This is a genomic window from Ruegeria marina, assembly GCF_900101475.1.
GTDB classification, from domain to species: domain Bacteria; phylum Pseudomonadota; class Alphaproteobacteria; order Rhodobacterales; family Rhodobacteraceae; genus Ruegeria_B; species Ruegeria_B marina.
Genome location: NZ_FMZV01000003.1, coordinates 95,025 through 117,168, shown reverse-complemented (window position 1 = coordinate 117,168; position 22,144 = coordinate 95,025). Strand labels below are relative to the sequence as shown.

General features: G+C 64.7%; 19 protein-coding genes. 14 read left to right on the top strand and 5 right to left on the bottom strand.

The window, feature by feature from the left end:
• Positions 1 to 56: 56 nt before the first annotated feature.
• A complete protein-coding gene (locus tag BLT75_RS05190; RefSeq protein WP_093028425.1) occupies positions 57 to 239 on the bottom strand; it encodes a DUF1674 domain-containing protein in 183 nt (60 codons plus the stop codon).
• 94 nt (positions 240 to 333) lie between these two features.
• Between BLT75_RS05190 and BLT75_RS05185 the strand changes: the two genes are divergently transcribed.
• From BLT75_RS05185 to BLT75_RS05155, 7 genes are all read left to right on the top strand, one after another.
• The gene (locus BLT75_RS05185) at positions 334 to 1,593 is read left to right on the top strand and encodes an RsmB/NOP family class I SAM-dependent RNA methyltransferase (protein WP_093028423.1); all 1,260 of its coding nucleotides are present in this window, start codon (positions 334 to 336) and stop codon (positions 1,591 to 1,593) included.
• A gap of 82 nt (positions 1,594 to 1,675) precedes the next feature.
• Positions 1,676 to 3,415, top strand: a complete 1,740-nt coding sequence (locus tag BLT75_RS05180; RefSeq protein WP_093028421.1) for a heparinase II/III family protein — start codon at positions 1,676 to 1,678, stop codon at positions 3,413 to 3,415.
• A gap of 22 nt (positions 3,416 to 3,437) precedes the next feature.
• Positions 3,438 to 5,027 (top strand): bifunctional phosphoribosylaminoimidazolecarboxamide formyltransferase/IMP cyclohydrolase, encoded by a 1,590-nt coding sequence (gene purH, locus BLT75_RS05175; RefSeq protein WP_093028419.1) that lies wholly within the window; start codon positions 3,438 to 3,440, stop codon positions 5,025 to 5,027.
• Positions 5,027 to 5,500, top strand: coding sequence for a signal peptidase II (gene lspA / locus BLT75_RS05170; RefSeq protein ID WP_093028417.1), 474 nt, complete (start codon positions 5,027 to 5,029; stop codon positions 5,498 to 5,500). The genes purH and lspA overlap by 1 nt, the downstream gene beginning before the upstream one ends.
• A gap of 50 nt (positions 5,501 to 5,550) precedes the next feature.
• The gene (locus BLT75_RS05165; protein WP_093028415.1) at positions 5,551 to 6,069 is read left to right on the top strand and encodes a DUF3035 domain-containing protein; all 519 of its coding nucleotides are present in this window, start codon (positions 5,551 to 5,553) and stop codon (positions 6,067 to 6,069) included.
• Positions 6,070 to 6,147: 78 nt separating this feature from the next.
• Positions 6,148 to 7,488, top strand: coding sequence for a M16 family metallopeptidase (locus BLT75_RS05160; protein ID WP_093028413.1), 1,341 nt, complete (start codon positions 6,148 to 6,150; stop codon positions 7,486 to 7,488).
• A complete protein-coding gene (locus BLT75_RS05155) occupies positions 7,485 to 8,795 on the top strand; it encodes a M16 family metallopeptidase (RefSeq protein ID WP_093028411.1) in 1,311 nt (436 codons plus the stop codon). The genes BLT75_RS05160 and BLT75_RS05155 overlap by 4 nt, the downstream gene beginning before the upstream one ends.
• Positions 8,796 to 8,828: 33 nt before the next feature.
• Here BLT75_RS05155 and BLT75_RS05150 read toward each other — a convergent pair whose 3' ends face one another.
• Genes BLT75_RS05150 through deoC form a run of 4 tightly spaced genes read right to left on the bottom strand, consistent with a single transcriptional unit; the run spans position 8,829 to position 13,336 of the window.
• The gene (locus BLT75_RS05150) at positions 8,829 to 9,641 is read right to left on the bottom strand and encodes an SDR family oxidoreductase (protein ID WP_093028409.1); all 813 of its coding nucleotides are present in this window, start codon (positions 9,639 to 9,641) and stop codon (positions 8,829 to 8,831) included.
• Positions 9,642 to 9,668: 27 nt separating this feature from the next.
• Entirely contained in the window at positions 9,669 to 12,002 is a 2,334-nt protein-coding gene (locus tag BLT75_RS05145; protein ID WP_093028407.1) for an aldehyde dehydrogenase family protein, read from the bottom strand.
• Positions 12,003 to 12,006: 4 nt separating this feature from the next.
• Positions 12,007 to 12,327, bottom strand: coding sequence for a Rap1a/Tai family immunity protein (locus BLT75_RS05140; protein ID WP_093028405.1), 321 nt, complete (start codon positions 12,325 to 12,327; stop codon positions 12,007 to 12,009).
• A 19-nt stretch (positions 12,328 to 12,346) separates the two neighbouring features.
• Complete coding sequence (gene deoC, locus BLT75_RS05135; protein WP_093028403.1) at positions 12,347 to 13,336, bottom strand: deoxyribose-phosphate aldolase; 990 nt, start codon at positions 13,334 to 13,336, stop codon at positions 12,347 to 12,349.
• A gap of 199 nt (positions 13,337 to 13,535) precedes the next feature.
• Here deoC and BLT75_RS05130 point away from each other — a divergent pair, with 199 nt between their 5' ends.
• The 7 genes from BLT75_RS05130 to BLT75_RS05100 all read left to right on the top strand — a co-directional run bounded on the left by BLT75_RS05130 (position 13,536) and on the right by BLT75_RS05100 (position 22,144).
• Positions 13,536 to 14,489, top strand: a complete 954-nt coding sequence (locus BLT75_RS05130) for a metal ABC transporter solute-binding protein, Zn/Mn family (protein WP_093028401.1) — start codon at positions 13,536 to 13,538, stop codon at positions 14,487 to 14,489.
• Positions 14,490 to 14,492: 3 nt separating this feature from the next.
• Positions 14,493 to 15,296 carry a metal ABC transporter ATP-binding protein gene (locus BLT75_RS05125; protein WP_093028399.1) on the top strand — a complete coding sequence of 268 codons (804 nt, stop codon included), beginning with the start codon at positions 14,493 to 14,495 and terminating at the stop codon, positions 15,294 to 15,296.
• 4 nt (positions 15,297 to 15,300) lie between these two features.
• Positions 15,301 to 16,506, top strand: a complete 1,206-nt coding sequence (locus tag BLT75_RS05120; RefSeq protein ID WP_093029045.1) for a metal ABC transporter permease — start codon at positions 15,301 to 15,303, stop codon at positions 16,504 to 16,506.
• Positions 16,503 to 17,432: a metal ABC transporter permease gene (locus tag BLT75_RS05115; protein WP_093028397.1), complete on the top strand. Its 930-nt coding sequence runs from the start codon at positions 16,503 to 16,505 to the stop codon at positions 17,430 to 17,432. Before BLT75_RS05120 ends, BLT75_RS05115 begins: the two co-directional genes overlap by 4 nt.
• A gap of 270 nt (positions 17,433 to 17,702) precedes the next feature.
• The gene (gene mutL / locus BLT75_RS05110) at positions 17,703 to 19,568 is read left to right on the top strand and encodes a DNA mismatch repair endonuclease MutL (RefSeq protein ID WP_093028395.1); all 1,866 of its coding nucleotides are present in this window, start codon (positions 17,703 to 17,705) and stop codon (positions 19,566 to 19,568) included.
• Positions 19,569 to 19,625: 57 nt separating this feature from the next.
• Positions 19,626 to 20,864: a DNA recombination protein RmuC gene (locus BLT75_RS05105; RefSeq protein ID WP_093028393.1), complete on the top strand. Its 1,239-nt coding sequence runs from the start codon at positions 19,626 to 19,628 to the stop codon at positions 20,862 to 20,864.
• A 95-nt stretch (positions 20,865 to 20,959) separates the two neighbouring features.
• Positions 20,960 to 22,144, top strand: a complete 1,185-nt coding sequence (locus tag BLT75_RS05100; RefSeq protein WP_093028391.1) for a glycine C-acetyltransferase — start codon at positions 20,960 to 20,962, stop codon at positions 22,142 to 22,144.

Below are 22,144 nucleotides of genomic sequence, written 5' to 3'. Positions count from 1 at the left end.
AGGCTCTTGAGGAAGATTTGGGCCGGGCTGCCTGAGGCCTTCCGGGCGCAAGCGGTTCAGAAGTCGATGGCGAGGCCCTTTTTCTCCCAATCGCCGTAGCGGGCCGGATCGGGGCCGTCGCGCCCGCCCAGTTCCCTGGGTTGGGGTTTGGCCTCGGCCTCGGCCTTGCGGCGGCGTTCCTCGGCCTCGGCCAGGGCGCGTTGGGCGGCGGGGGGCAGGTCTTTGCGCGGCTCGCTCATGGCTTTGCTGTTCCTTTCGGTCTGTTATCCTGATACACGCCTGCGTCCGCCTTTGGCAATGCGGGCGGATGGTCACAATCGGACGAGGCGGCCCATGGCGGACAACGCGACGCAGGCGCGGCAGAGTGCAATCTATTTGCTGGATCAGGTTCTGGGCGAGGGACGGTTGCTCTCGGAATGCCTGTCGGCGGGGGCGTTGGACCGGCTGCCGCCGGATGACCGGGCAAGGGCACAGCGGCTGGCGCTGGAGACGCTGCGCGGGCTGGAACGGGCCGACCGGTTGCTGAAACCGCATCTGCAAAAGGCGCCGCCGCTGACTGTGCGCAACGCATTGCGGCTGGGAACGGTGGAACTGTCGCATGGCGAAGCCGCCCATGGCGTGGTGCATTCGATGGTCGAGATCGTCGGCCGCTCGCGTCGGCATGGACGGCTCAAGGGGCTGGTGAACGCCGTGCTGCGCAAGGTCTCGGCCGATGCGCCTGCGGCCTGGGCCAGGCTGCGTGTTCCGCGCCTGCCGCGCTGGTTACGTGATCCGCTGGTCGAGGCCTGGGGGGGCAAGGCAATTGCCGCCATCGAGGCCGCGCATTTCGCCGGGGCGCCGCTCGACCTCACGCTGAAACCGGGAGCAGCGGCGCCGGCAGGCGAGGTTCTGCCGACCGGGTCCGTGCGTCTGCGCGATGCCGGGCAGGTTTCAGCCCTGCCGGGCTATGCGGCCGGCGACTGGTGGGTGCAGGATGTGGCAGCCGCCCTGCCGGTGCGCCTGTTGAACCCGCAGCCGGGCGAGAAGGTGCTTGATCTGTGCGCTGCGCCGGGGGGCAAGACATTGCAACTTGCCGCCGCCGGAGCGCATGTGACCGCGCTGGATATCTCCGAGGCACGAATGGCGCGGGTGCGTGAGAACCTTGCGCGCACGGGGCTGAGCGCGGATATCGTCGTGGGCGACGCGCTCGAACATCAGGGCCTATATGATGCGGTCCTGCTGGACGCGCCCTGTTCCGCCACCGGAACGATCCGCCGTCATCCGGACCTGCCGCTGGCCAAGGACGGGTCGGAGTTCGGGGCCCTGATCGAAATGCAGGCACGGATGATCGCCCATGCCTGGACCCTGGTGAAACCGGGCGGACGCATGGTGTTCTGCACATGCTCGCTGTTGCCGGACGAGGGCGAAGTGCAGGTCGATGAGGCGCTGGAAATCTATCCCGACATGGAAGTCGACCGCGCCGCGCTGGATGTGCCCGGCATCGAACCAGGCTGGATCACCGAGGAAGGGGGGCTGCGCCTGCGCCCCGACTTTTGGCCCGATCAGGGCGGGATGGACGGGTTCTACATGGCCTGCCTGCGCAAGACCGGGTGAGATGGCACATAGCCGGTGACTTGCCAGATTTCTGCCGCTATCCTCTGGCGCAAACGCCCGAAGAGCGTGAGAGGCAGAGCGCATGTCCGGTTCGCACAGCATGGCCAGCAGATGGACACGGTTCCAGAACCGTCTTCAGGCGCGCCTGAGCCAGCGGCAGAAATCGGTCCGGGGCTTCGTTTCCCAGCCCGAACCGCGCACGGTGGGTTCTTTTGCCCGAGGGCGTCAGCTGGTCGCCGGCAACCTGCTGTTTGCCGGATATCTCGTCGAGTCGCAGACCAGCGGTTTGTGGGAGGTCCCCGCGCCGAATTCCGCATTTGAGGACGAGCGTCAGGGCTTTGCCTGGCTCGACGATCTGGCCGCCGTCGGCGACGCACGGGCCCGCGAGAAAGCGCAGAAATGGGTGTGGGGCTGGATCGAGACGCATGGCAAGGGGCGTGGTCCCGGTTGGGCTCCCGAACTGGCCGGGCGTCGCGTGATCCGCTGGATCAACCATGCGCTGTTCCTGTTGCGCGGGGTCGAACCCGAACAGAGCAGGGCCTTTTTCCGGTCACTGGCGCAACAGACCTGGTTCCTGTCGAAACGCTGGCCAGCGGCGCAACCTGGCCTGGGCCGCTTCGAGGCGCTGACAGGGCTGATCTATGCGGGTCTTGCCCTGGAAGGGCTGGAGGAGCTTGCCGATCCAGCGGTGCGGGCCCTTGCGCGCGATTGCGAGGCCCAGATCGACAAGGAAGGCGGCCTGCCCACCCGCAATCCGGAGGAACTTCTTGAGGTTTTCACATTGTTGACCTGGGCGTCGGCGGCATTGCACGAGGCGGGGCGGGGGGCGCCACCGGCACATACGGCCGCGATCGAGCGGATAGCACCCACCCTGCGGGCGCTGCGTCATGCCGACGGACAGTTGGCGCGGTTCCACGGTGGCGGGCGCGGACTCGAAGGGCGGCTCGATCACGCCCTCGCGGCCAGCGGGGTCAAGCCTGTGCATGTCGAGGGGTTGTCCATGGGCTATGCCCGGCTTTCGGGCGGGCGCACCAGTGTCATCGTCGATGCAAGCCCGCCACCGCGCGGCGCGGCATCGTACAATGCGCATGCTTCGACCCTGGCCTTCGAGTTGACCTCGGGGCGGCGTCCGCTGATCGTGAACTGCGGCTCAGGGGCCAGTTTCGGGGTGGAATGGCGACGTGCGGGACGGGCCACGCCTTCGCATTCGACATTGTGTCTCGACGGTTTTTCCAGCGCCAGACTGGCGGAACCCGAACGGAATTCGGGGCGCGAGGCACTTGTCGACGGTCCCACGCAGGTTCCGGTGGAACGGTCTGAAACCCTTGATGCGTCCCGTTTCCAGGGCGGACATGACGGGTTTTCCCGCGTGTTCGGCCTGACTCATGCGCGCACGCTCGATCTCAGCCATGACGGGCGCAGCCTCACCGGCGAGGACATGCTGCTGGCGATGGACGATGCCGCCAAGCGCCGCTTTGACAGGGCGATGGACGCCTCCGTCCTGTCGGGCGTGGGATTCGATATCCGCCTGCACCTGCACCCCGAGGTCGACGCTGCGCTCGATCTGGGCGGCACCGCTGTTTCGATGGCCTTGAGAAGCGGGGAAATCTGGGTTTTCCGGCGTGATGGAAGATATAAATTGTCATTGGAGCCAAGCGTTTATCTGGAAAAAAACCGGCTGAAGCCGCGCGCGACAAAACAGATCGTTCTATCTGGCCGCGCAATGGAGTATGCGACGCGCATCCGGTGGACGCTGAGCAAGGCGCAGGACACCGCGATTGCCATTCGCGACCTGAACCGGGACGAGCCCGAATTCGACTGATCCGTATAAGGACCCCGATCCAATGACCGACCTTTCCCCCGTGCGCCGCGCGCTTCTTTCCGTTTCCGACAAGACCGGACTGATCGAGCTGGGCAAGGCCCTAGCTGCGCGCGGGGTCGAGTTGCTGTCGACCGGCGGCACGGCCAAGGCCCTGCGCGACGCCGGGCTTGCCGTGCGCGACGTGGCCGAGGTGACGGGCTTTCCCGAGATGATGGATGGCCGGGTCAAGACCCTGCACCCGATGGTGCATGGCGGCCTGTTGGCGCTGCGCGACAATGCCGATCACGTGGCGGCGATGGAGCAGCACGGCATCGTCGGCATCGACCTGCTGGTCGTCAACCTCTATCCGTTCGAGGCGACGGTGGCCAAAGGCGCCGCCTATGACGACTGTATCGAGAATATCGACATCGGTGGCCCCGCCATGATCCGCGCGGCGTCCAAGAATCATGCGTTCGTCAACGTGGTGGTGGATGTCGAGGACTACGCCGCCCTGCTGACCGAGCTGGAGGCCAATGAGGGTCAGACCAGCTATGCCTTCCGTCAGCGCCTGGCGCAGACGGCCTATGCCCGCACGGCGGCCTATGATGCAGCGGTCAGTAACTGGATGGCCGGTCAACTGGCGCTGGAGGCGCCGCGCCGCCGCGCCTTTGCCGGTGAGTTGAAACAGACCCTGCGTTATGGTGAGAACAGCCACCAGCAGGCGGCGTTCTACACCGATGGCTCGAACCGTCCGGGCGTGGCCACGGCCCGGCAGTTGCAGGGCAAGGAGTTGAGCTACAACAACATCAACGATACCGACGCCGCCTTCGAACTGGTGGCAGAGTTCGACCCCGCGAATGGCCCGGCCTGTGCGATCATCAAACACGCCAACCCCTGCGGCGTGGCTGTGGGCGCCACCCTGTCCGAAGCCTATCAGAAGGCGTTCGATTGCGACCGCACCAGCGCCTTTGGCGGGATCGTGGCGCTGAACCAGCCGCTGGATGCGGAAACGGCGGCCAGGATCGTCGAGATATTCACCGAGGTCGTGATCGCCCCCGGTGCGTCCGACGAGGCGATCGCGATCTTCGCCGCCAAGAAGAACCTGCGCCTCTTGCTGACCGATGGCCTGCCCGATCCGCGCCAGCCCATCGTGGCGATGAAACAGGTGGCCGGCGGCATGCTGGTGCAGGACAAGGACGTGGGCCATGTGGACCTGTCAGAACTCAGGGTGGTGACCAGGCTGGCCCCGACGGACGCCCAGATGGCCGACCTGCTGTTCGCCTGGAAGGTCGCCAAGCACGTCAAGTCGAACGCCATCGTTTATGTCAAGGACGGGGCGACTGTCGGCGTGGGCGCAGGCCAGATGAGCCGGCTCGACAGCGCCAACGTGGCTGCCGCCAAGGCCCAGCGCATGGCCGCCGAACTGGGCATGGCCGACAGTCCGGCCAAGGGTTGCGCAGTGGCATCGGACGCCTTCTTCCCCTTCCCCGACGGGCTCCTGGAGGCCGCAGCGGCAGGTGGAACCTGTGTGATCCAACCCGGCGGCTCGATGCGGGACGACGAGGTGATCAAGGCCGCCGACGAAGCAGGCCTGGCCATGGTGTTCACCGGCATGCGGCATTTCCGGCACTGATGCGGATGCGCGCGCTGTTCTGGGCCGGTTTCTGGGCCTTCCTGCTCGATCAGGCCAGCAAGTACCTGGTCGTCTACGTGATGGACGTGGCCCATCGCGGCAACATCGACGTGCTGCCACCCTTGCTCCGGTTCCGCTACGGTGAAAACCGGGGCATCAATTTCGGCCTGTTCCAGGGGGACAGCGACGCGTCGCGCTGGATTCTTGTCGGCCTGTCTCTGGTCATCTGTGCAGTGGTCCTGGGCTGGCTGGCGCGCGGCAGGCATTCGCGCCTGATGATGATCAGCGGCGGGCTGCTGATCGGCGGCGCGCTCGGCAACGTGATCGACCGGTTGCTCTACGGATATGTCCTCGACTTTCTCAACATGTCCTGCTGCGGGATCGAGAATCCCTTCGTTTTCAACGTGGCGGATATCTTCATCTTTGCGGGCGCGGCGGGTTTGATCCTGCTGGATGGCAAAAAGCCCTCGTGACGGGGGCGGGGATATGCGATAAAACCCCTCGAAACAGGCAGGAGTTGACCATGCGCGCGCCGCTGGCTTTGATCGTGATCGCTACCGCAGTTGCGGTTTCGGGCTGCTCGAGCAAGGGCCTGCGCGATATTCGTCCGCAAGGTACCGGCCCGGACGAATTCAGCGTGCTGCCGGTCAAACCGCTTACCCAGCCAAAGGATTATGCGGTTCTGCCCGCCCCGACACCGGGCGGTGCCAATCTGACGGATCCTAATCCGATGGGCGATGCGGTCGTTGCGCTGGGGGGCAGGGAATCGGCCCTGGACCCGGGCCAAGGTGTGCCGTCTTCCGATCAGGCGCTGGTTTCTGCATCCAGCCGCTATGGCGTACCCGCCAACACGCGTGTGGCCCTGGCCCAGGAAGATGCGGATTTCCGCAAGCGCCAGGCAAGGTGGACGCGTGTGCGGCTGTTCCCCGTCGACCGCTATGAACAGGCCTATCGCAAGGATGCGATTGACCCGTTCCGCCAAAGCCAGGTGTTCCGCCGCGCAGGCGCGGCCACGCCTTCGGCGCCGCCCGAAGATGAATAATCCTTAATTTTGCGTCAGCGCGTCTTGAACCCGGTCGGCGCTGTCGTAGGTTGTCGGCTATCGACACGGAGGATGCACATGGCCCGAGTTCTCGCTCTTGCCGCCGCCCTGATAGCCGCGCCGCTCTTTGTAGCGGCCGAAGGGCAGGAGACGGTGACGACCTTTACATTGGACAACGGCATGGATGTCGTGGTGATCGAGGATCATCGCGCCCCCGTGGTGCAGCACATGGTCTGGTACCGCGCCGGATCGGCGGACGAGCCGGTTGGTTCCTCCGGGGTTGCGCATTTTCTCGAACACCTGCTGTTCAAGGCGACAGAGACGCTTGAGGCGGGCGAACTTTCGGCGACGGTTGCCGCCAACGGAGGCAATGACAACGCTTTTACCTCCTATGACTACACCGCCTATTTTCAACGCGTCGCTGCCGACCGGCTGGAATTGATGATGCGGATGGAGGCGGACCGGATGCGCAACATCCGACTGACCGAACGCGACATCGAGACCGAGCGCAACGTGATCCTCGAAGAGCGTAACCAGCGCACCGAGAACAACCCGCGTTCGCTGTTCGGAGAGCAGATGGATGCGGCCCAGTTCCTGAATCACCGCTATGGCGTGCCAGTGATCGGCTGGAAGCACGAGATGGAAACGCTCGACATGGAGGACGCGCTGTCATTCTATCACACCTATTACACACCAAACAACGCCATTCTTGTTGTGACCGGCGATGTGGAGCCGGAGGCGGTGCGCGCGCTGGCCGAGACCTATTACGGAGTGATCCCGGCCAACCCTGACTTGCCGGAACGGTTTCGTGCGCAGGAACCGCCGCAGACGGCGGCCCGCCGGCTGACGTTCAAGGATGCACGGGTGGCGCAACCCTATGTGCAACGCTCCTATCTTGCGCCCGAGCGCGACAGCGGCGCGCAGGAAACCGCCGCCGCGCTTTATCTGCTCGCCGAGTTGCTGGGCGGGGGTACCACATCCTATCTGAACGAGAAGCTGCAGTTCGATACCCAGACCGCGATCTACACCGCCGCATCCTATCGCGGCATGTCGCTGGACGACACGACCTTTGACCTGATCGTGGTGCCGGCGCAGGGTGTCTCGCTGCAAGAGGCGGAAGATGCGATGGACAAGACGCTGGCCGATTTCATTGCCGAAGGCGTGGATCAGGCCGATCTGGACCGGATCAAGATGCAATTGCGCGCCGCGCTGATCTATGAGCGGGACAATGTTGACGGGATTGGCAATCGGTATGGCGCGGCACTTGCCAGCGGCCTCACGGTCGAGGACGTGCAAGCCTGGCCCGACATCCTGCAAGCAGTCACCGGCGACGAGATCATCGCGGCGGCTCGTGCAGTGCTGCGCCCCGAGGCATCGGTGACCGGCTGGCTGATGAAGGACGCGGAGGTCACGCAATGAGACGCCTGTTTGCCTGTGTTTTTGCCCTGATCGTGGCCTTGCCCGCCTGGGCCGAGGTCAAGATCAAGGAAGTCACCTCGCCCGGCGGCCTGAGCGCATGGCTGGTCGAAGATCATTCGATCCCGTTTACCGCGCTTGAAATCTGGTTTCAGGGCGGCACTTCGCTCGATGCACCCGGAAAGCGTGGTGCAACCTATCTGATGACCGCTCTGATCGAGGAAGGAGCGGGCGATCTGGATGCGCGGGCCTATGCCCGGCGGCTGGAGGAACTGGCGGCCTCCTTCGATTTCGACGTGACCGATGACACGCTGTCGATTTCCACCCGGTTCCTGACCGAGAACCGGGATCAGGTCATCGACCTGCTGCGGATCACGCTACATGAGCCGCGGTTCGATCAGGATGCGATCGAGCGGGTCAGGGCGCAGGTGATTTCCGGCCTGAGATCAGATGAGAGAAATCCCAACAGCATTGCCGGGGCCGCGCTGTCCGCCGCCGTCTACGGAGAGCATCCCTATGCGACCGAAGGCAAGGGAAGTATCGACAGCGTGTCGGCGCTGACCCGCGAGGATATCGTTGCAGCCTTTGACGGCGCGGTGGCCCGCGACCGTGTCTTTGTCGGGGCGGTGGGCGATATCACGGCCGAGGAATTGGGCGCCGTGCTCGACACGCTTCTGGCCGACCTGCCCGAAACCGGGGCGCCGATCCCGGAAAAGGCCAGGATCAGCATTCCCGGCGGGGTCGAAGTGGTCGAGTTCGACACGCCGCAATCGGTGGCGCTGTTCGTCCAGCAGGGCATCGACCGGGACGACCCGAAATTCTTTGCGGCTTACATCCTGAACCACATCATCGGCGGCGGCGGATTCGAAAGCCGTCTGATGCAGGAAGTGCGCGAGGAACGGGGGCTGACCTATGGGGTCTATTCCTATCTTCTGCCCAAGGATCTGGCGTCGGTCTATATGGGTTCTGTCGCCTCGGCCAATGACAAGATCGCCGAGGCGGTCGCGGTGATCCGCGAAGTCTGGGCGGACGTGGCCGCAAATGGCGTGACCGCCAAGGAACTCGAGGATGCCAAGACCTATCTGACCGGGGCCTATCCGCTGCGGTTCGACGGCAACGGGCGTATCGCCAACATCCTGGTGGGAATGCAGGTGCAGGGCCTGCCGATCGACTACATCGCCACCCGCAACGATCAGGTGAACGCAGTGACCCTGGACGAGATCAATGCCTTTGCCGCCGATTTCCTTGATCCCGAGGGGTTGAGCTTTACCGTGGTCGGCAAGCCGGTGGGACTGGACGGCACCAACTGACGGATGGGCCACCGATGTGGTGGCCCTCTCCTGTCATCCCCGTTTCGGCGTCGCACGCAGCATCTGGCCGATCATCTGCCCGGCCCGGCCCGAGCCGCGCTGATAGAGCGCGCCATCGACCGACAGCACTGTGCCGCTGATATAGGCGGCCATATCCGAGCCAAAGAACAGGCAGGCGTTTGCAACGTCCTGCGGCTGACCCCAACGCCCGAGCGGAACATCCGCCTTGAAGGTCTTTTCGGCCTCGGGGCTGGGGGCAAGGCGTCTAGCGCCTTCTGTGCCTTCGATGAAGCCGGGCACGACGGAGTTCACCCGGATCCCTTCGGGGCCCCATTCCAGGCTCAGCGTGCGGGTGATCTGGTCGACCCCTGCCTTGGCGGCGCAGACATGCGCCTGCCCCTCGTAGGGCAGCCAGGATTGCGGCGCAGAGATGTTGATGATGCTGGCGCCGGGGCGTTTGAGATGCGGATAGGCGCCCTTCATCACATGCACGGTCCCCATCAGGTCGATGTCGATCACCGTCTTGAAGGCGTTGATTGACATGTCTGCGGTGAGCGCCGGGAAGTTGCCCGCCGCGCCTGAGACCAGAACGTCAAACTCGCCCAATTGATCGCGGAATCCTTGCAGCCCGGAGGCCACCGCCTCGGCATCGCGTACATCGAAGGTCGCGCCGATGGCCTCTTGCGCCCCTGCGGCGCGCAACTCCGCCACGGTGTCGTCTACCTTGTCCTGGCTGCGGCTGGCCACCGCCAGCTTTGCGCCTGCCCTGGCAAAGGCCAGCGCGATGCCACGATTGATGCCGCTGGTGCCGCCGATCACCACGACGGTCTTGCCGGTGAAATCCATGTAGAGCCTCCCTTGGGCAGGGATGCCCTATTCTCCGTAGGGCACCCAGATGTTCTTGATCTCGGTCGCAGCCTGAAGGAACCGCTTGCTGTGGTCCACGCTCCAATCAAGGGACGTTGCGTTATTGACCCAGGTGCGCTTCAGGTTCCCTGCCGCCGCCTTTTCAATCTCGCCCGACAGATCGGTCGAGGAAAAGGACCAGACCGCGTCCACGTTCAGATGCGCGGCCAGCGGTTTGGCCAGTTCCGCGTGGCTGCCGGTCAGGATGTTGACCACACCCGCCGGCACGTCCGAAGTGTCGAGGATCTGGTAGAAATCGGTGGCCGCCAGCGGATAAGGCTCGCTGGCCGCCAGCACCAAGCGGTTGCCCATCGCAATCGCGGGCGCCATGACCGAGACGAGGCCCAACAGTGGCGCCTCGTCCGCGCAAAGCGCGCCGATCACGCCAACCGGCTCCTTCATCGCCAGCGCCACGCCCCGGATCGGTACGCCATGCACCTGCCCGTCATATTTGTCGGCCCAGGCGGCGGCGGTGAACAGGCGCTGGATGCTGGCCTCGACCTCTTGCGCGCCACCGCGCTTGCCGGTCATGGCGTCGATCCGATGGGCAAATTCTGCCGCGCGGGCCGACAGGTTCTCGCCGATGTAATAGAGGATCTGCGCGCGCAGGTGGCCGGTGGTCTTTGCCCATCCGGTCGCACCCGCGGCGGCCTCGACCGCGTTGCGCACATCCTTGCGGTTGGCCAATCCCACGTGACCCAAGAGGCCGGATTTGCTCCAGACCGGACGCGAGTAACCGCCATCGGGCCGGGCCTGCTTGCCCCCGACATAAAGTTTCGCCGTGCGGTCGATCGGGTCAACCGGGGCGCCGTGGCTCGTAACGGGTTCGATCCGGGCCAAAGCCTTGTGCTTGCCCCTGGGCCGGGTATAGGCGGCCAGACCCTCCCACCCGCCTTCGCGGCCAAAGCCGCTTTCGCGGACACCGCCAAAGCCTGCGGCGGCGTCAAACAGATTGGTGGCGTTCACCCAGACCACGCCCGCCACCAGTTTCGGCGCGATGTCGAGCGCAAGGTTCACATTCTCGGTCCAGACCGTGGCGGCCAGCCCGTATCGGGTGTTGTTGGCCAGTTCTACTGCCTCGGCCGGGGTGCGGAAGGTGGTCGAGACAAGGACGGGGCCAAAGATCTCCTCCTGCATCAGCGGATCACTGGTCGAAAGACCGGTGATCAGCGTCGGCGGGTAGTAACAGCCGTTTTCCGGCAGCGCACAGGCGGCGTGATGTACCTGACCGGCCGTGTTCCCCGCCACCATGCGCTGAATGGCCTGCAACTGGACCGGGTCGACCACGGCACCCACGTCGATGCATTTATCGAGCGGATTGCCCACTCGCAGCCCGTCCATCCGGGTGCGCAGCTTGGCGTGGAAGTGGTCCGCGATGCCCTCTTGCACCAAAAGGCGGGAGCCGGCGCAGCAGACCTGGCCCTGATTGAACCAGATCGCGTCGACCAGCCCCTCGATGGCTGAATCGATATCGGCATCGTCGAACACGATATAGGCGGACTTGCCCCCCAGTTCGAGCGTCAGTTCAAGCCCGCGCCCGGCGGTGGCCTCGCGGATGCGGCGGCCGACGGCGGTGGAGCCGGTAAAGGCGATCTTGTCCACATCCGCGGCCACGATCATCTCGCCCACCGCGCCATCGCCGGTGACGATGTTGACCACGCCCCTGGGCAGGCCCGCCTGCTGGCAGATATCGGCAAAGAGCAGCGCGGTGAGCGAGGTATATTCGGCGGGTTTCAGCACCACCGTGTTGCCCATCGCCAGCGCCGGCGCGATCTTCCATGCCAGCATCAGGAGCGGGAAGTTCCACGGGATGATCTGGCCACAGACGCCCAGCGGCTCGGCATCGGGCAGCTCGCTCTCCATCAATTGCGCCATGCCTGCGTGATAATAGAAATGCCGCTGCGCCAAGGGCACGTCGATGTCGCGGCTTTCGCGGATCGGCTTGCCGTTGTCGAGCGTTTCCAGCACGGCGAACAGGCGGCTGTGCTTCTGCATGAGCCGCGCGATGGCATAAAGATACCGTGCCCGGCCCGCGCCACCCAGCGCGGCCCATTTCGGCTGCGCCTTGCGGGCGGCGGCAACGGCGGCATCCACATCGGCCCGTGTCGCCTGTGTCAGGGTGGCCAATACCTCGCCGGTGGCGGGGTTGCGGCTGTCGAACCCGTCGCCCGGCGCGGTAAAGGCACCGTTGATGAAATGGCCGAACCGGTCACCCTGATCGACCAGCCAGGCCAGCGCCTCGGCGGCGCTTTCGGGGGCGGGACCGTAGTCCATGGTCTCGAAGATTTCCTTGATGGTCATCTGTTCACCTGTCGCACGGGAAAAGGGAGTTGATTGCAGCCAAGACCATTGTGACGGCAGGCTGAGAAGACGGGAATCCCGGCGTACCGATCTTGTCGAATGTTGCAGCCTCGACCACGATACTGACATCATCGGCGGGCATGCCATCGGGAATGCAGGCTCTGCCCGTGATTGATGCAAAGTCGATGACGGCCTGTACATATCCGACGCAGAAATCCGGCACACCGTCATCGGTCAGCGCACAGGTCGCCTTGTACTCGCCCGTTGTCAGTCCGGTGCCGGAGTGCGCCGGCTGCACCATTCCCGGTGTGGCCAGGACAAGCATCAACAATCCCGCCGCGGCACTACCCCATCGCATGGCGATACCCCGCCGAATAGGCGCCGGTCACGTGATGTTCCAGTTGCCGTTCGATATCGCCCAACAGCGACGAGGCCCCGAACCGGAAAAGGTCCGGTTGCAGCCAGCGGTCGCCCAACTCGTCCTTGATAAGCGACAGGTAGACCAGCGCGTCCTTGGCCTTGGAGATGCCGCCCGCGGGCTTGTAGCCGACCCGGTAGCCGGTGCGGTCGTAGTAATCGCGGATCGCCCGGATCATCACCAGCGACACGGGCAGGGTTGCGTTGACGCTTTCCTTGCCGGTCGAGGTCTTGATGAAATCCGCCCCCCCCATCATGCACACGAGCGCGGCGCGCGCCACGTTGCGCAGGCTGCCCAGTTCACCCGTCGCCAGGATCGCCTTGACATGGGCGTGTCCGCAAGCGGCGCGGAACGCCTTCATCTCGTCATAAAGCGCCTGCCAGTTGCCGGTCAGCACGTGGCGGCGCGAGATCACGATGTCGATTTCTGCGGCGCCGGCGTTGACGCTTTCCCCGATCTCGGCCACCCGCAGGTGAAAGGGCGACAAGCCGGCGGGAAAGCCGGTGCTGACCGCCGCGACCGGAATGCCAGAACCTTTGAGTGCCTCGACAGCGGTGGCAACCATGTCGTGATAGACGCAGACCGCACCCGTCGTGATCTGCGGCATCCCCATCGCGTCCAGCAGGGCGGGGGCGACCGGCTGGCGGGCCTTGGCGCAGAGCCTGCGGACGCGGCCCTCGGTGTCGTCGCCCGACAGGGTGGTCAGGTCGATCATCGTGATCGCCTTCAACAGCCAGGCGGCCTGGTAGTCCTTTTTCACTGACCGCCGTCCGGGCAGGGTCGCCGCCCGCCGTTCGATCGCCGAGGTATTGGCCTGCGCGGTCCTGACCCAGTCCAGATCCAGGTCCATGCCGGGATTTCTCGGCTCGGTTACTTGCGGCAGATGCGCGGTCCGCTCGAGGCTCTGCGTTTCCATCTTTTCGTCCCTTGGGAGGTTCAGCCGTCAAAATCGCACGAGCGGCGACTTGATGGCAAGCATTGCCCGACGGGAAACGGCCAAATTTTGACCAAATGGAAAATAGATGCCTTTCTTGCGAATAATTCGCAATAGCGTTGACTTACCTGCGAATGGTTCTCATATTCACATGCAACTAGGGTGGAAACGGGGCTTCAACATGATTCGACGTGGCTTTCTTCTTGGTCTCGGGCTGGCACTGGCAATGCCATTGTCGCTGCGGGCCGAACAACCGCTGAACGTGGTGGCAACCACGGGCATGATTGCGGATGCGGCCCGGCAGGTCGGCGGTGACCTTGTTCAGGTCACCGGGATGATGGGGGCCGGCGTCGATCCGCATTCCTATCGCCAGACCCGCAGTGACATCGTGGCGATGACCCGCGCCGATCTGGTCTTGTGGCATGGTCTCTATCTCGAAGCGCAGATGGAGGAGTTCTTGCTGGACCTGTCCCGCAAGCGCTCCGTGGTCGCGGTGGCCGAAAGCGTTGCGCGGGATCGCTTGCGCAAGCATGAAGACTATGCCGACAAATTCGATCCGCACGTCTGGATGACACCCGATCTCTGGGGCGAGGTGATCCTGGCCGTGCGCGACGCGCTGAGTGCCGCGCGCCCGGACGCGACCGAGGTTTTCGCTGCCAATGCGACGGCTCATCTGGCCGATATGAACCGGCTTTCGTCCTATGCCCGCTCAGTGCTGGCAACCGTGCCCGAACACAGCCGGGTCCTGGTGACCGCGCATGACGCGTTCGGCTATTTCGGCGACGCTTTCGGGTTCGAGGTCATGGGCATCCAGGGCATCTCGACCCAGTCCGAGGCCGGCCTCAACAGGATTGGCGAGCTGGTGGATATCCTCGTGGAACGGCAGGTGACGGCCGTCTTTGTCGAAAGCTCGGTTTCCGACCGTTCGATAAGGGCGCTGATCGAAGGTGCGGCGGCCAAGGGTCATGAAGTCCGGGTCGGGGGCGAGCTTTTTTCCGATGCCATGGGGCTCGAGGGCACTTACGAAGGCACGTATATGGGCATGCTCGATCACAATATCACCGTGATTGCCGCTGCGCTGGGCGGGCAGGTGCCGCCGCGCGGCATGGACGGAAAGCTATCGGCGGGGTTCTGAGTGATGATCGAATTGGCGACACATGACGGCGTGAAGATTGACCTGCCTGACATCGACAGCAGCCCGCTTGCGGTGCGCGGCCTGACCGTGTCCTACGGGCAGAAGCCTGCGGTCTTTTCGGTCGACATGACCGTGCAGCCCGGTGCGATGACCGCGATCATCGGCCCCAATGGCGCGGGGAAATCGACCTTGCTCAAAGCGGCCCTTGGCATCGTCAAGCCGCTGTCCGGCCAGGTCACGGTGTTCGGTCGCCCGCTGGACAGCCAGCGCAGCCGCATCGCCTATGTTCCACAGCGTGCCAGCGTGGACTGGGATTTTCCGACCCGGGTTCTGGATGTCGTGCTGATGGGGCTTTATCGAGAACTCGGATTGCTTCGCCGGGTGCGTGCCCGGCATTTGGCCCGGGCGATGGATTGCCTTGCCCGTGTCGGCATGCACGATTTCGCCGACCGGCAGATCGGCCAGTTGTCCGGCGGCCAGCAGCAACGGGTCTTCCTGGCGCGGGCGCTGGCGCAGGATGCCGATCTGTACCTGCTGGACGAACCCTTCGCCGGGGTCGATGCCGCGACCGAAAAGGCGATCATCACGGTGCTGAAATCGCTGAAAGCGGCGGGCAAGACAGTGGTCGTGGTGCATCATGACCTGGCGACGGTGACCGACTATTTCGACCATGTCTTCCTGATCAATACCCGGCCTGTGGCCGAAGGGCCGGTGGCCGAGGCATTCACAGCCGATACTCTGCAGGCCACCTATGGCGGGCGGCTGGCCACGGCGCAGGTGGACCAGTTGGCGCGCGTGCTGGGCTGAGGCGATGTTGCGCGACGCCCTGCTCCTGCAGCTTGGCTACAACGCCACTCTGGTGGCAATCGGCGCCACCTTGCTGGGCATATCGGCCGGTGTGACCGGCACCTTCCTGTTCCTGCGCAAGCGCGCACTGGTCAGCGATGCAATCAGCCACGCGACCCTGCCGGGGGTCTGCATCGCCTTCATGGTAATGGTGAGTCTGGGCGGCGACGGACGCAACCTTGCGGGCCTTCTGGCCGGCTCGGCGCTATCCGCCTGGGTCGGGCTCCTGTGTCTCAATTGGCTGACGCGAAACACCCGTCTGGCCGAGGATGCAGCCATCGGTTCGGTCCTGTCGGTCTTTTTCGGGTTCGGAATCGTTCTTCTGACCGTGATCCAGACCATGGGTGCGGGGCGTCAGGCCGGGCTCGAAGGGTTCCTTCTGGGGTCGACTGCCGGGATGCTCTGGGCCGATGCGCTGGTGATCGCGCTGGGCGGAGCCTGCACGTTGGCGCTCATTCTGCTGATCCGCCGGCCGATGACGATGGTGGCCTTCGATCCCGAGTATGCTGCCGCGCGCGGGCTGCCGGTGTACCGCATAGATCTGGCGATGATGGGGCTGGTCATGGCAGTCACCGTGGTCGGGTTGAAGATCGTGGGCCTGATCCTGATCGTGGCGCTGCTGATCATCCCGCCGGTCACCGCGCGGTTCTGGTCGGAACGGTCCGACCGCGTGGTGATGTTGAGCGGCCTCGTCGGCGGCCTGGCCGGATACCTTGGGGCGGCGATTTCGGCTTCGGCCCCGAACCTGCCGACAGGGCCGATCATCGTGCTGGTCGCGTTCGGATTTTTTGCCGTGTCGCTGCTGGTGGCGCCGGGACGCGGCGTGCTGGCGGCGGTTCTGCGTCATCTGCGGTTCCAGCGCCGGGTGCACCTGCGGCAGGGACTGCTGGCCCTGGCGCAAGGCCAGCCGATCTATGAGCGGCTGACGGTGCGGCTGCTGCATCGCGCCGGTCTTGTCCGGGCCGATGGCGTGGCGACCGAGAGCGGGCGCGCCCGCGCCGCCAAGGCGCTGCGCGACGAAAAGCGCTGGGAGATCGTGCGCGCCGATCAGGCGCACGAGGCCGCCGCCGCCCTCTATGACGGGTTGCGCGACATCGAAACCGTGCTGACCCGCGACCAGATCGACGAGATCGACCGCCGCATCGGCGGTCCGCAGGAGGTACCGGCATGAGCGGTTCCGAATTCGTTCCCCTGTCGCTGACACCCCTGCTGATCGGTATCCTGACGGCGGTCGCCTGCGCATTGCCCGGCAATTTCCTTGTCTTGCGCAGGCAGGCGCTGATCGGCGACGCGATCAGCCATGTCGTGCTTCCGGGGATTGTCGTGGCTTTCCTGCTGACCGGGATCATAGCCGCCTGGCCGATGATGCTAGGCGCGGCTGGTGCCGCCGTGGTTGCCGTGGTGCTGATCGAGGCGATCCGGCGGCTGGGCCGGATCGAGCCGGGCGCCGCCATGGGGGTCGTCTTTACCAGCATGTTTGCAGGAGGCGTGTTGCTGTTGGAGCAATCGGATACGTCCTCGGTCCATCTGGATGTCGAACATGCGCTTTACGGCAATCTCGAAAGCCTGATCTGGCTTGATGCGACGGGGTGGTCGTCGCTGTTCGACCCGGTGGCGCTGGCCGGACTTCCCGTGGAACTGATCCGGATCCTGATTGCATTGGCGGGCGTTGGCGGGTTCATCTGGCTCTTCTGGCGACCACTGAAGCTGTCGACCTTTGACGAAGGCTTTGCACGCACGGTCGGTATTCGCGCGGATCTGCTGGGTTTCGCACTGGTCATTGTCGCGGCGGTGGCTGCGGTTGCGGCTTTTGACGCGGTCGGTTCGATCATTGTCATCGCCATGTTCATCTGTCCCCCCGCAGCGGCGCGCATGATGACGAACACGCTTGAAGGCCAAATCGGCTGGAGCGTTGCCTTTGCCGTGCTTTCCGCCAGCCTTGGATATGTACTGGCAGGGTACGGCCCGCTTTGGTTGGGCGCGGCAGATGCGGTGAGCGCTGCCGGGATGATCGCAACCGTTTCGGGGATGATTCTGGCCCTGGCGGCGCGGTTCGGTCCGTGCCGGGCACGCACCGGAGCGCCTTTGAACAGTTGAACCCGCGATTTCTTGCCTGAACTTTCAGGGTAGTCGGCCAATTCGCGCTTGGTCCGGCGTGTGGTGCTGGAAAGCCTTGATCAACCATCGCGGCCAAGGCGTGCTGGAAGGGCCGGATGGGGACCGGCTCACGCCACCACTCACGCGCTGCCCGGCATTCCGAGGGTTCCCGCGCCCGTTCGTGGATGGGGGACGCCTTTGGAATGTTCGGGCGGCGTAATAAATCAAACCAGTGGCAGAATCGCGTCGAGACATGCTAGGTCTAGCGGTATGCCGAACCCAGACCCCAATATCAGCGATTTTCGACCGGTTATCCGCCAGCTAGATGAAACGGCGATCAACCGGATTGCAGCCGGCGAGGTGGTGGAACGGCCCGCCTCGGCGGTCAAGGAACTGGTCGAGAATGCCGTGGATGCCGGCGCCACGCGGATCATCATAGACATTGCCGATGGGGGCAAGACATTGATCCGGGTCACAGACGACGGCTGCGGCATGTCGCCGGACCAGTTGCCGCTGGCCCTGGCGCGCCACGCCACATCCAAGATCGACGGGTCCGACCTGCTGAACATCCATACCTTCGGGTTTCGCGGCGAGGCGCTGCCCTCGCTGGGCGCGGTCGGGCGGCTGACCATCACCAGTCGCGCGGCTGGCGAGGACGCTGCGACGATCCGGGTCTCGGGTGGCCGGATGGAGCCGGTGAAACCGGCCGCGCTGCGGTCCGGCACCGTTGTGGAGTTGCGTGATCTTTTCTTTGCCACGCCCGCGCGGCTGAAGTTCATGCGCACCGACCGGGCCGAGGCGCAGGCGATCGCGGATACGGTCAAGCGGCTGGCGATGGCTGAACCCGCCGTGGCGATCACGCTGCGCGAGATGTCCGAAGGGGGCGAGGGGCGGGTGCTGTTCCGCGCCGACGCGGAAACCGGCGATTTGTTCGATGCGCTGGGCGACCGGCTGGGCCGCGTTCTGGGGCGCGAGTTCACCGAAAACGCATTGCGCATCGACGCCACGCGCGAGGGGCTGCGGCTTTATGGATATGCGGCGCTGCCAACCTATTCGCGCGGCGCGGCGGTGGCGCAATACCTGTTCGTCAACGGCCGCCCGGTACGCGACAAGATGCTGACCGGGGCTCTCAGGGCGGCCTATTTCGATTTCCTCAGCCGCGACCGGCACCCGGCGGCGGCGCTGTTCATCGACTGCGACCCGACACTGGTCGATGTCAACGTGCATCCGGCGAAATCCGAGGTTCGGTTCCGCGATCCCGGCGTGGCGCGCGGGCTGATCGTCTCGGCCTTGCGGCACGCGCTGGCCGAAGCGGGGCATCGCGCGTCGACCACTGTCTCGGGGGCGACGCTGGGGGCGATGCGGCCGGAACAGACCGGCGCGCGCATCTACCAGATGGACCGCCCATCGCCCGCTGCCAGGGCGGCGGCATATCAGGCGCAGGCGCCTGGTTTTGCCGAGCTGTCCGGCAGTTTCAGTGGTCGGGTGGTCGAGCCTGTTCCCGGTGAGCTTCCCCGCCGGGCGGATGAGCCAGCCGCCGAAACGCCGCCCGAATCCTTGCCGCTGGGTGCCGCGCGCGGTCAGGTGCACGAGAACTATATCATCGCCCAGACCGCCGACGGTTTGGTCATCGTCGACCAGCATGCCGCGCACGAACGGCTGGTCTATGAGAAACTCAAACGACAGATGGCCGAAAACGGCGTTGCCGCGCAGGCGTTGCTGATCCCCGAGATCGTCGATCTCTCGGCGGCCGATTGCGCGCGCCTGCTTGAGGTGTCGGACGATCTGGCGCGTCTCGGGCTGACGATCGAGCCTTTTGGCGGCAGCGCTGTGGCGGTGCGGGAAACACCCGCGATCCTGGGGCGGGTCGATGCGGCGGCCATGATCCGCGACATTCTCGACGAATTGGCAGATCAGGGCGAAAGCGCCACGGTTCAGGCCCGAATCGAGGCGATCCTGAGCCGGGTCGCCTGTCATGGTTCGGTACGGTCCGGTCGCCGGATGCGTGGCGAGGAGATGAATGCACTCCTGCGCGAGATGGAGGCGACGCCGCATTCCGGCCAGTGCAACCACGGGCGCCCCACCTATGTGGAACTGAAGCTCAGCGATATCGAGCGGCTGTTCGGGCGCAGTTGATCCGGAGGGCGATCCGGGTTAGGGGTTGAAAACAAAACAAGAACAAACGGGCGAGCCATGATTCAGATCGGCGACCAGAGCTATTCCTTGCAGGATCCGGTGGTGCTGGCGGTTCTGGTGGGCGGCGGCGCGTTGCTGCTCATACTTTTGATGCTCTTTCTGTCCCTGCGTGCGGCCAATCGCTCGGCCCGGACAACCGAACCCATGGCGCAGCAACTGGCCTGGCTGGGCCAGAATGTGCAGCAACTGAGCATGGGGCAGGAACAATTGCGTGGCGGGCTGGCGCATGTCTCGGATGCACAGGCCAATGCGCAGGTGCAGATGATCCGGACGGTCGAGGCGCGGCTGTCCGCCGTGCAGCAGCACATGAACGACCGGCTCGCAGACAACGCGATGCGGGCGCAGCGGGCGCTGGCCGAGATGCAGGAGAAGATGAACGCCACCCTGCACGGCAGCTCGAAACAGACCGCGACCTCGCTGACGCAACTGCAGGAGCGTCTGGCCGCCATCGACAAGGCACAGGACAATATCACCAAGCTGTCGGGTGATGTGCTGTCGCTTCAGGACATCCTGTCCAACAAGCAGACGCGGGGCGCGTTCGGGGAAATCCAGCTCAACGACATCGTGTCCAAGGCGCTGCCGACGGATAGTTACGCCCTGCAACATACCTTGTCCAACGGGCGGCGGGCCGATTGCCTGATCCACCTGCCAAACCCGCCGGGGCCGATCGTCATCGATAGCAAGTTCCCGCTGGAACCCTATGAGGCGCTGCGCCGCGCCGAGAACCAGCAGCAGTTGGCCGAGGCTGCGCGCATGATGAAGACGGCCCTGCGCGCACATATCAAGGCGATTTCCGAAAGATATATCATCGAGGGCGAAACCGCCGACGGCGCGCTGATGTTTCTGCCCTCCGAGGCGGTCTATGCCGAGTTGCACGCCAATTTCGCCGACGTAGTGCGCGAGGGGTTTGCCGCAAGGGTCTGGATCGTGTCGCCCACCACCTGCATGGCCACGCTGAACACGATGCGCGCGATCCTCAAGGATGCGCGGATGCGCGAACAGGCGGGCGCGATCCGCAAGGAGTTGAGCCTCTTGCACAAGGATGTCGAGCGGCTGGGCGACAGGGTCGAGAATCTGGACCGGCATTTCGGCCAGGCGGCCAAGGATATCTCGGAAATCAAGATCAGCGCGGACAGGGCCGGACGCCGGGCGCAGCGGCTGGACAATTTCGATTTCGAGGAACTGGCCCCCGATCCGGTGCCGAATGTGGTACCCTTGGGCAAGCAGGAGCGCTGATGTCCAGTTTCGCGGATTTTTTTCCAACATAGTGAATTCCTCTATTTCGGAATCCCATCCGTTATGCTAGACATTGCGCCAAACCGGAGGTCGCAATGTCCCAATCCTTTCTGTCCCATCTCACGGAGACGCTTGCCCAGATCGAGGCCGAGGGCCTCTACAAGCGCGAGCGTCTGATCACCTCGCCCCAGGGGGGCGAAATCATGGTCGGCGACCGGCAGGTGATCAACCTTTGTGCCAACAACTACCTTGGCTTGGCCGATCACCCGGCGCTGGTCTCGGCGGCGCGCGGCGCCATGGAGACCAAGGGGTTCGGCATGGCCTCGGTCCGGTTCATCTGCGGCACGCAGGATATTCACCGCGCGTTGGAACAGCGGTTGGCGCGGTTCCTGAACAAGGATGACGCGATCCTGTTCGCGGCCTGTTTCGATGCCAATGGCGGCTTGTTCGAACCGCTTCTGGGCCCCGAGGACGCCATCGTCTCGGATGCGCTCAACCATGCCTCGATCATCGACGGCATCCGGCTTTGCAAGGCGAAACGCTACCGCTATGCCAACAGCGACATGGACGATCTGGAGGCGCAGCTGAAGCAGGCCCGCACCGATGGCGCGCGGCATGTGATGATCGCCACCGATGGCGTGTTTTCAATGGATGGCTACCTTGCCAACCTGCCCGAAATCACGCGCCTGGCCCGCGACTACGACGCGGTTGTGATGGTCGATGACTGCCACGCCACCGGTTTCATGGGGCCGCGCGGCGCGGGCACGCCCGACCATTTCCGGCTGGATGTGGACATCCTGACCGGAACGCTGGGCAAGGCACTGGGCGGGGCCATCGGCGGCTATATCTCCGGGCCGCAGCCGGTCATCGACCTGCTGCGCCAGCGGGCACGCCCCTATCTGTTCTCGAACTCGTTGCCGCCCGCCATCGTGGCCGCGGGTCTGGAGGCGATCCGGCTGGTCGAGGAGGGCGCCGACCTGCGTGCGCGGCTGTTCGAGAACGCCCGCTACTGGCGCGCAGGCTTGACCGATCTGGGCTTTGACCTGCTGCCCGGCGAACACCCGATCGTGCCGGTGATGTTGGGCGAGGCCAGGCTGGCGCAGGACATGGCGGCACGACTTTTCGACGAGGGCGTCTATGTCTCGGGCTTCTTTTTTCCGGTGGTGCCGCACGGGCAGGCGCGCATCCGTACCCAGATGAACGCCGCCCTGACACGGGACGAACTGGACCGCGCCCTTGCCGCATTCGGCAAGGCCGGCAAGGCACTGGGAGTGATTTGA

Excerpts from the sequence above, each read along its gene's own strand:
- BLT75_RS05185 (WP_093028423.1), top strand. The coding sequence starts at position 334 with ATGGCGGACAACGCGACGCAGGCGCGGCAGAGTGCAATCTATTTGCTG.
- BLT75_RS05190 (WP_093028425.1), bottom strand. The coding sequence starts at position 239 with ATGAGCGAGCCGCGCAAAGACCTGCCCCCCGCCGCCCAACGCGCCCTG.
- BLT75_RS05165 (WP_093028415.1), top strand. The coding sequence starts at position 5,551 with ATGCGCGCGCCGCTGGCTTTGATCGTGATCGCTACCGCAGTTGCGGTT.
- BLT75_RS05145 (WP_093028407.1), bottom strand. The coding sequence starts at position 12,002 with ATGACCATCAAGGAAATCTTCGAGACCATGGACTACGGTCCCGCCCCC.
- BLT75_RS05115 (WP_093028397.1), top strand. The coding sequence starts at position 16,503 with ATGAGCGGTTCCGAATTCGTTCCCCTGTCGCTGACACCCCTGCTGATC.
- BLT75_RS05130 (WP_093028401.1), top strand. The coding sequence starts at position 13,536 with ATGATTCGACGTGGCTTTCTTCTTGGTCTCGGGCTGGCACTGGCAATG.
- BLT75_RS05120 (WP_093029045.1), top strand. The coding sequence starts at position 15,301 with ATGTTGCGCGACGCCCTGCTCCTGCAGCTTGGCTACAACGCCACTCTG.
- BLT75_RS05100 (WP_093028391.1), top strand. The coding sequence starts at position 20,960 with ATGTCCCAATCCTTTCTGTCCCATCTCACGGAGACGCTTGCCCAGATC.
- mutL (WP_093028395.1), top strand. The coding sequence starts at position 17,703 with ATGCCGAACCCAGACCCCAATATCAGCGATTTTCGACCGGTTATCCGC.
- BLT75_RS05150 (WP_093028409.1), bottom strand. The coding sequence starts at position 9,641 with ATGGATTTCACCGGCAAGACCGTCGTGGTGATCGGCGGCACCAGCGGC.
- BLT75_RS05125 (WP_093028399.1), top strand. The coding sequence starts at position 14,493 with ATGATCGAATTGGCGACACATGACGGCGTGAAGATTGACCTGCCTGAC.
- BLT75_RS05140 (WP_093028405.1), bottom strand. The coding sequence starts at position 12,327 with ATGCTTGTCCTGGCCACACCGGGAATGGTGCAGCCGGCGCACTCCGGC.
- lspA (WP_093028417.1), top strand. The coding sequence starts at position 5,027 with ATGCGGATGCGCGCGCTGTTCTGGGCCGGTTTCTGGGCCTTCCTGCTC.
- deoC (WP_093028403.1), bottom strand. The coding sequence starts at position 13,336 with ATGGAAACGCAGAGCCTCGAGCGGACCGCGCATCTGCCGCAAGTAACC.
- BLT75_RS05180 (WP_093028421.1), top strand. The coding sequence starts at position 1,676 with ATGTCCGGTTCGCACAGCATGGCCAGCAGATGGACACGGTTCCAGAAC.
- BLT75_RS05105 (WP_093028393.1), top strand. The coding sequence starts at position 19,626 with ATGATTCAGATCGGCGACCAGAGCTATTCCTTGCAGGATCCGGTGGTG.
- purH (WP_093028419.1), top strand. The coding sequence starts at position 3,438 with ATGACCGACCTTTCCCCCGTGCGCCGCGCGCTTCTTTCCGTTTCCGAC.
- BLT75_RS05155 (WP_093028411.1), top strand. The coding sequence starts at position 7,485 with ATGAGACGCCTGTTTGCCTGTGTTTTTGCCCTGATCGTGGCCTTGCCC.
- BLT75_RS05160 (WP_093028413.1), top strand. The coding sequence starts at position 6,148 with ATGGCCCGAGTTCTCGCTCTTGCCGCCGCCCTGATAGCCGCGCCGCTC.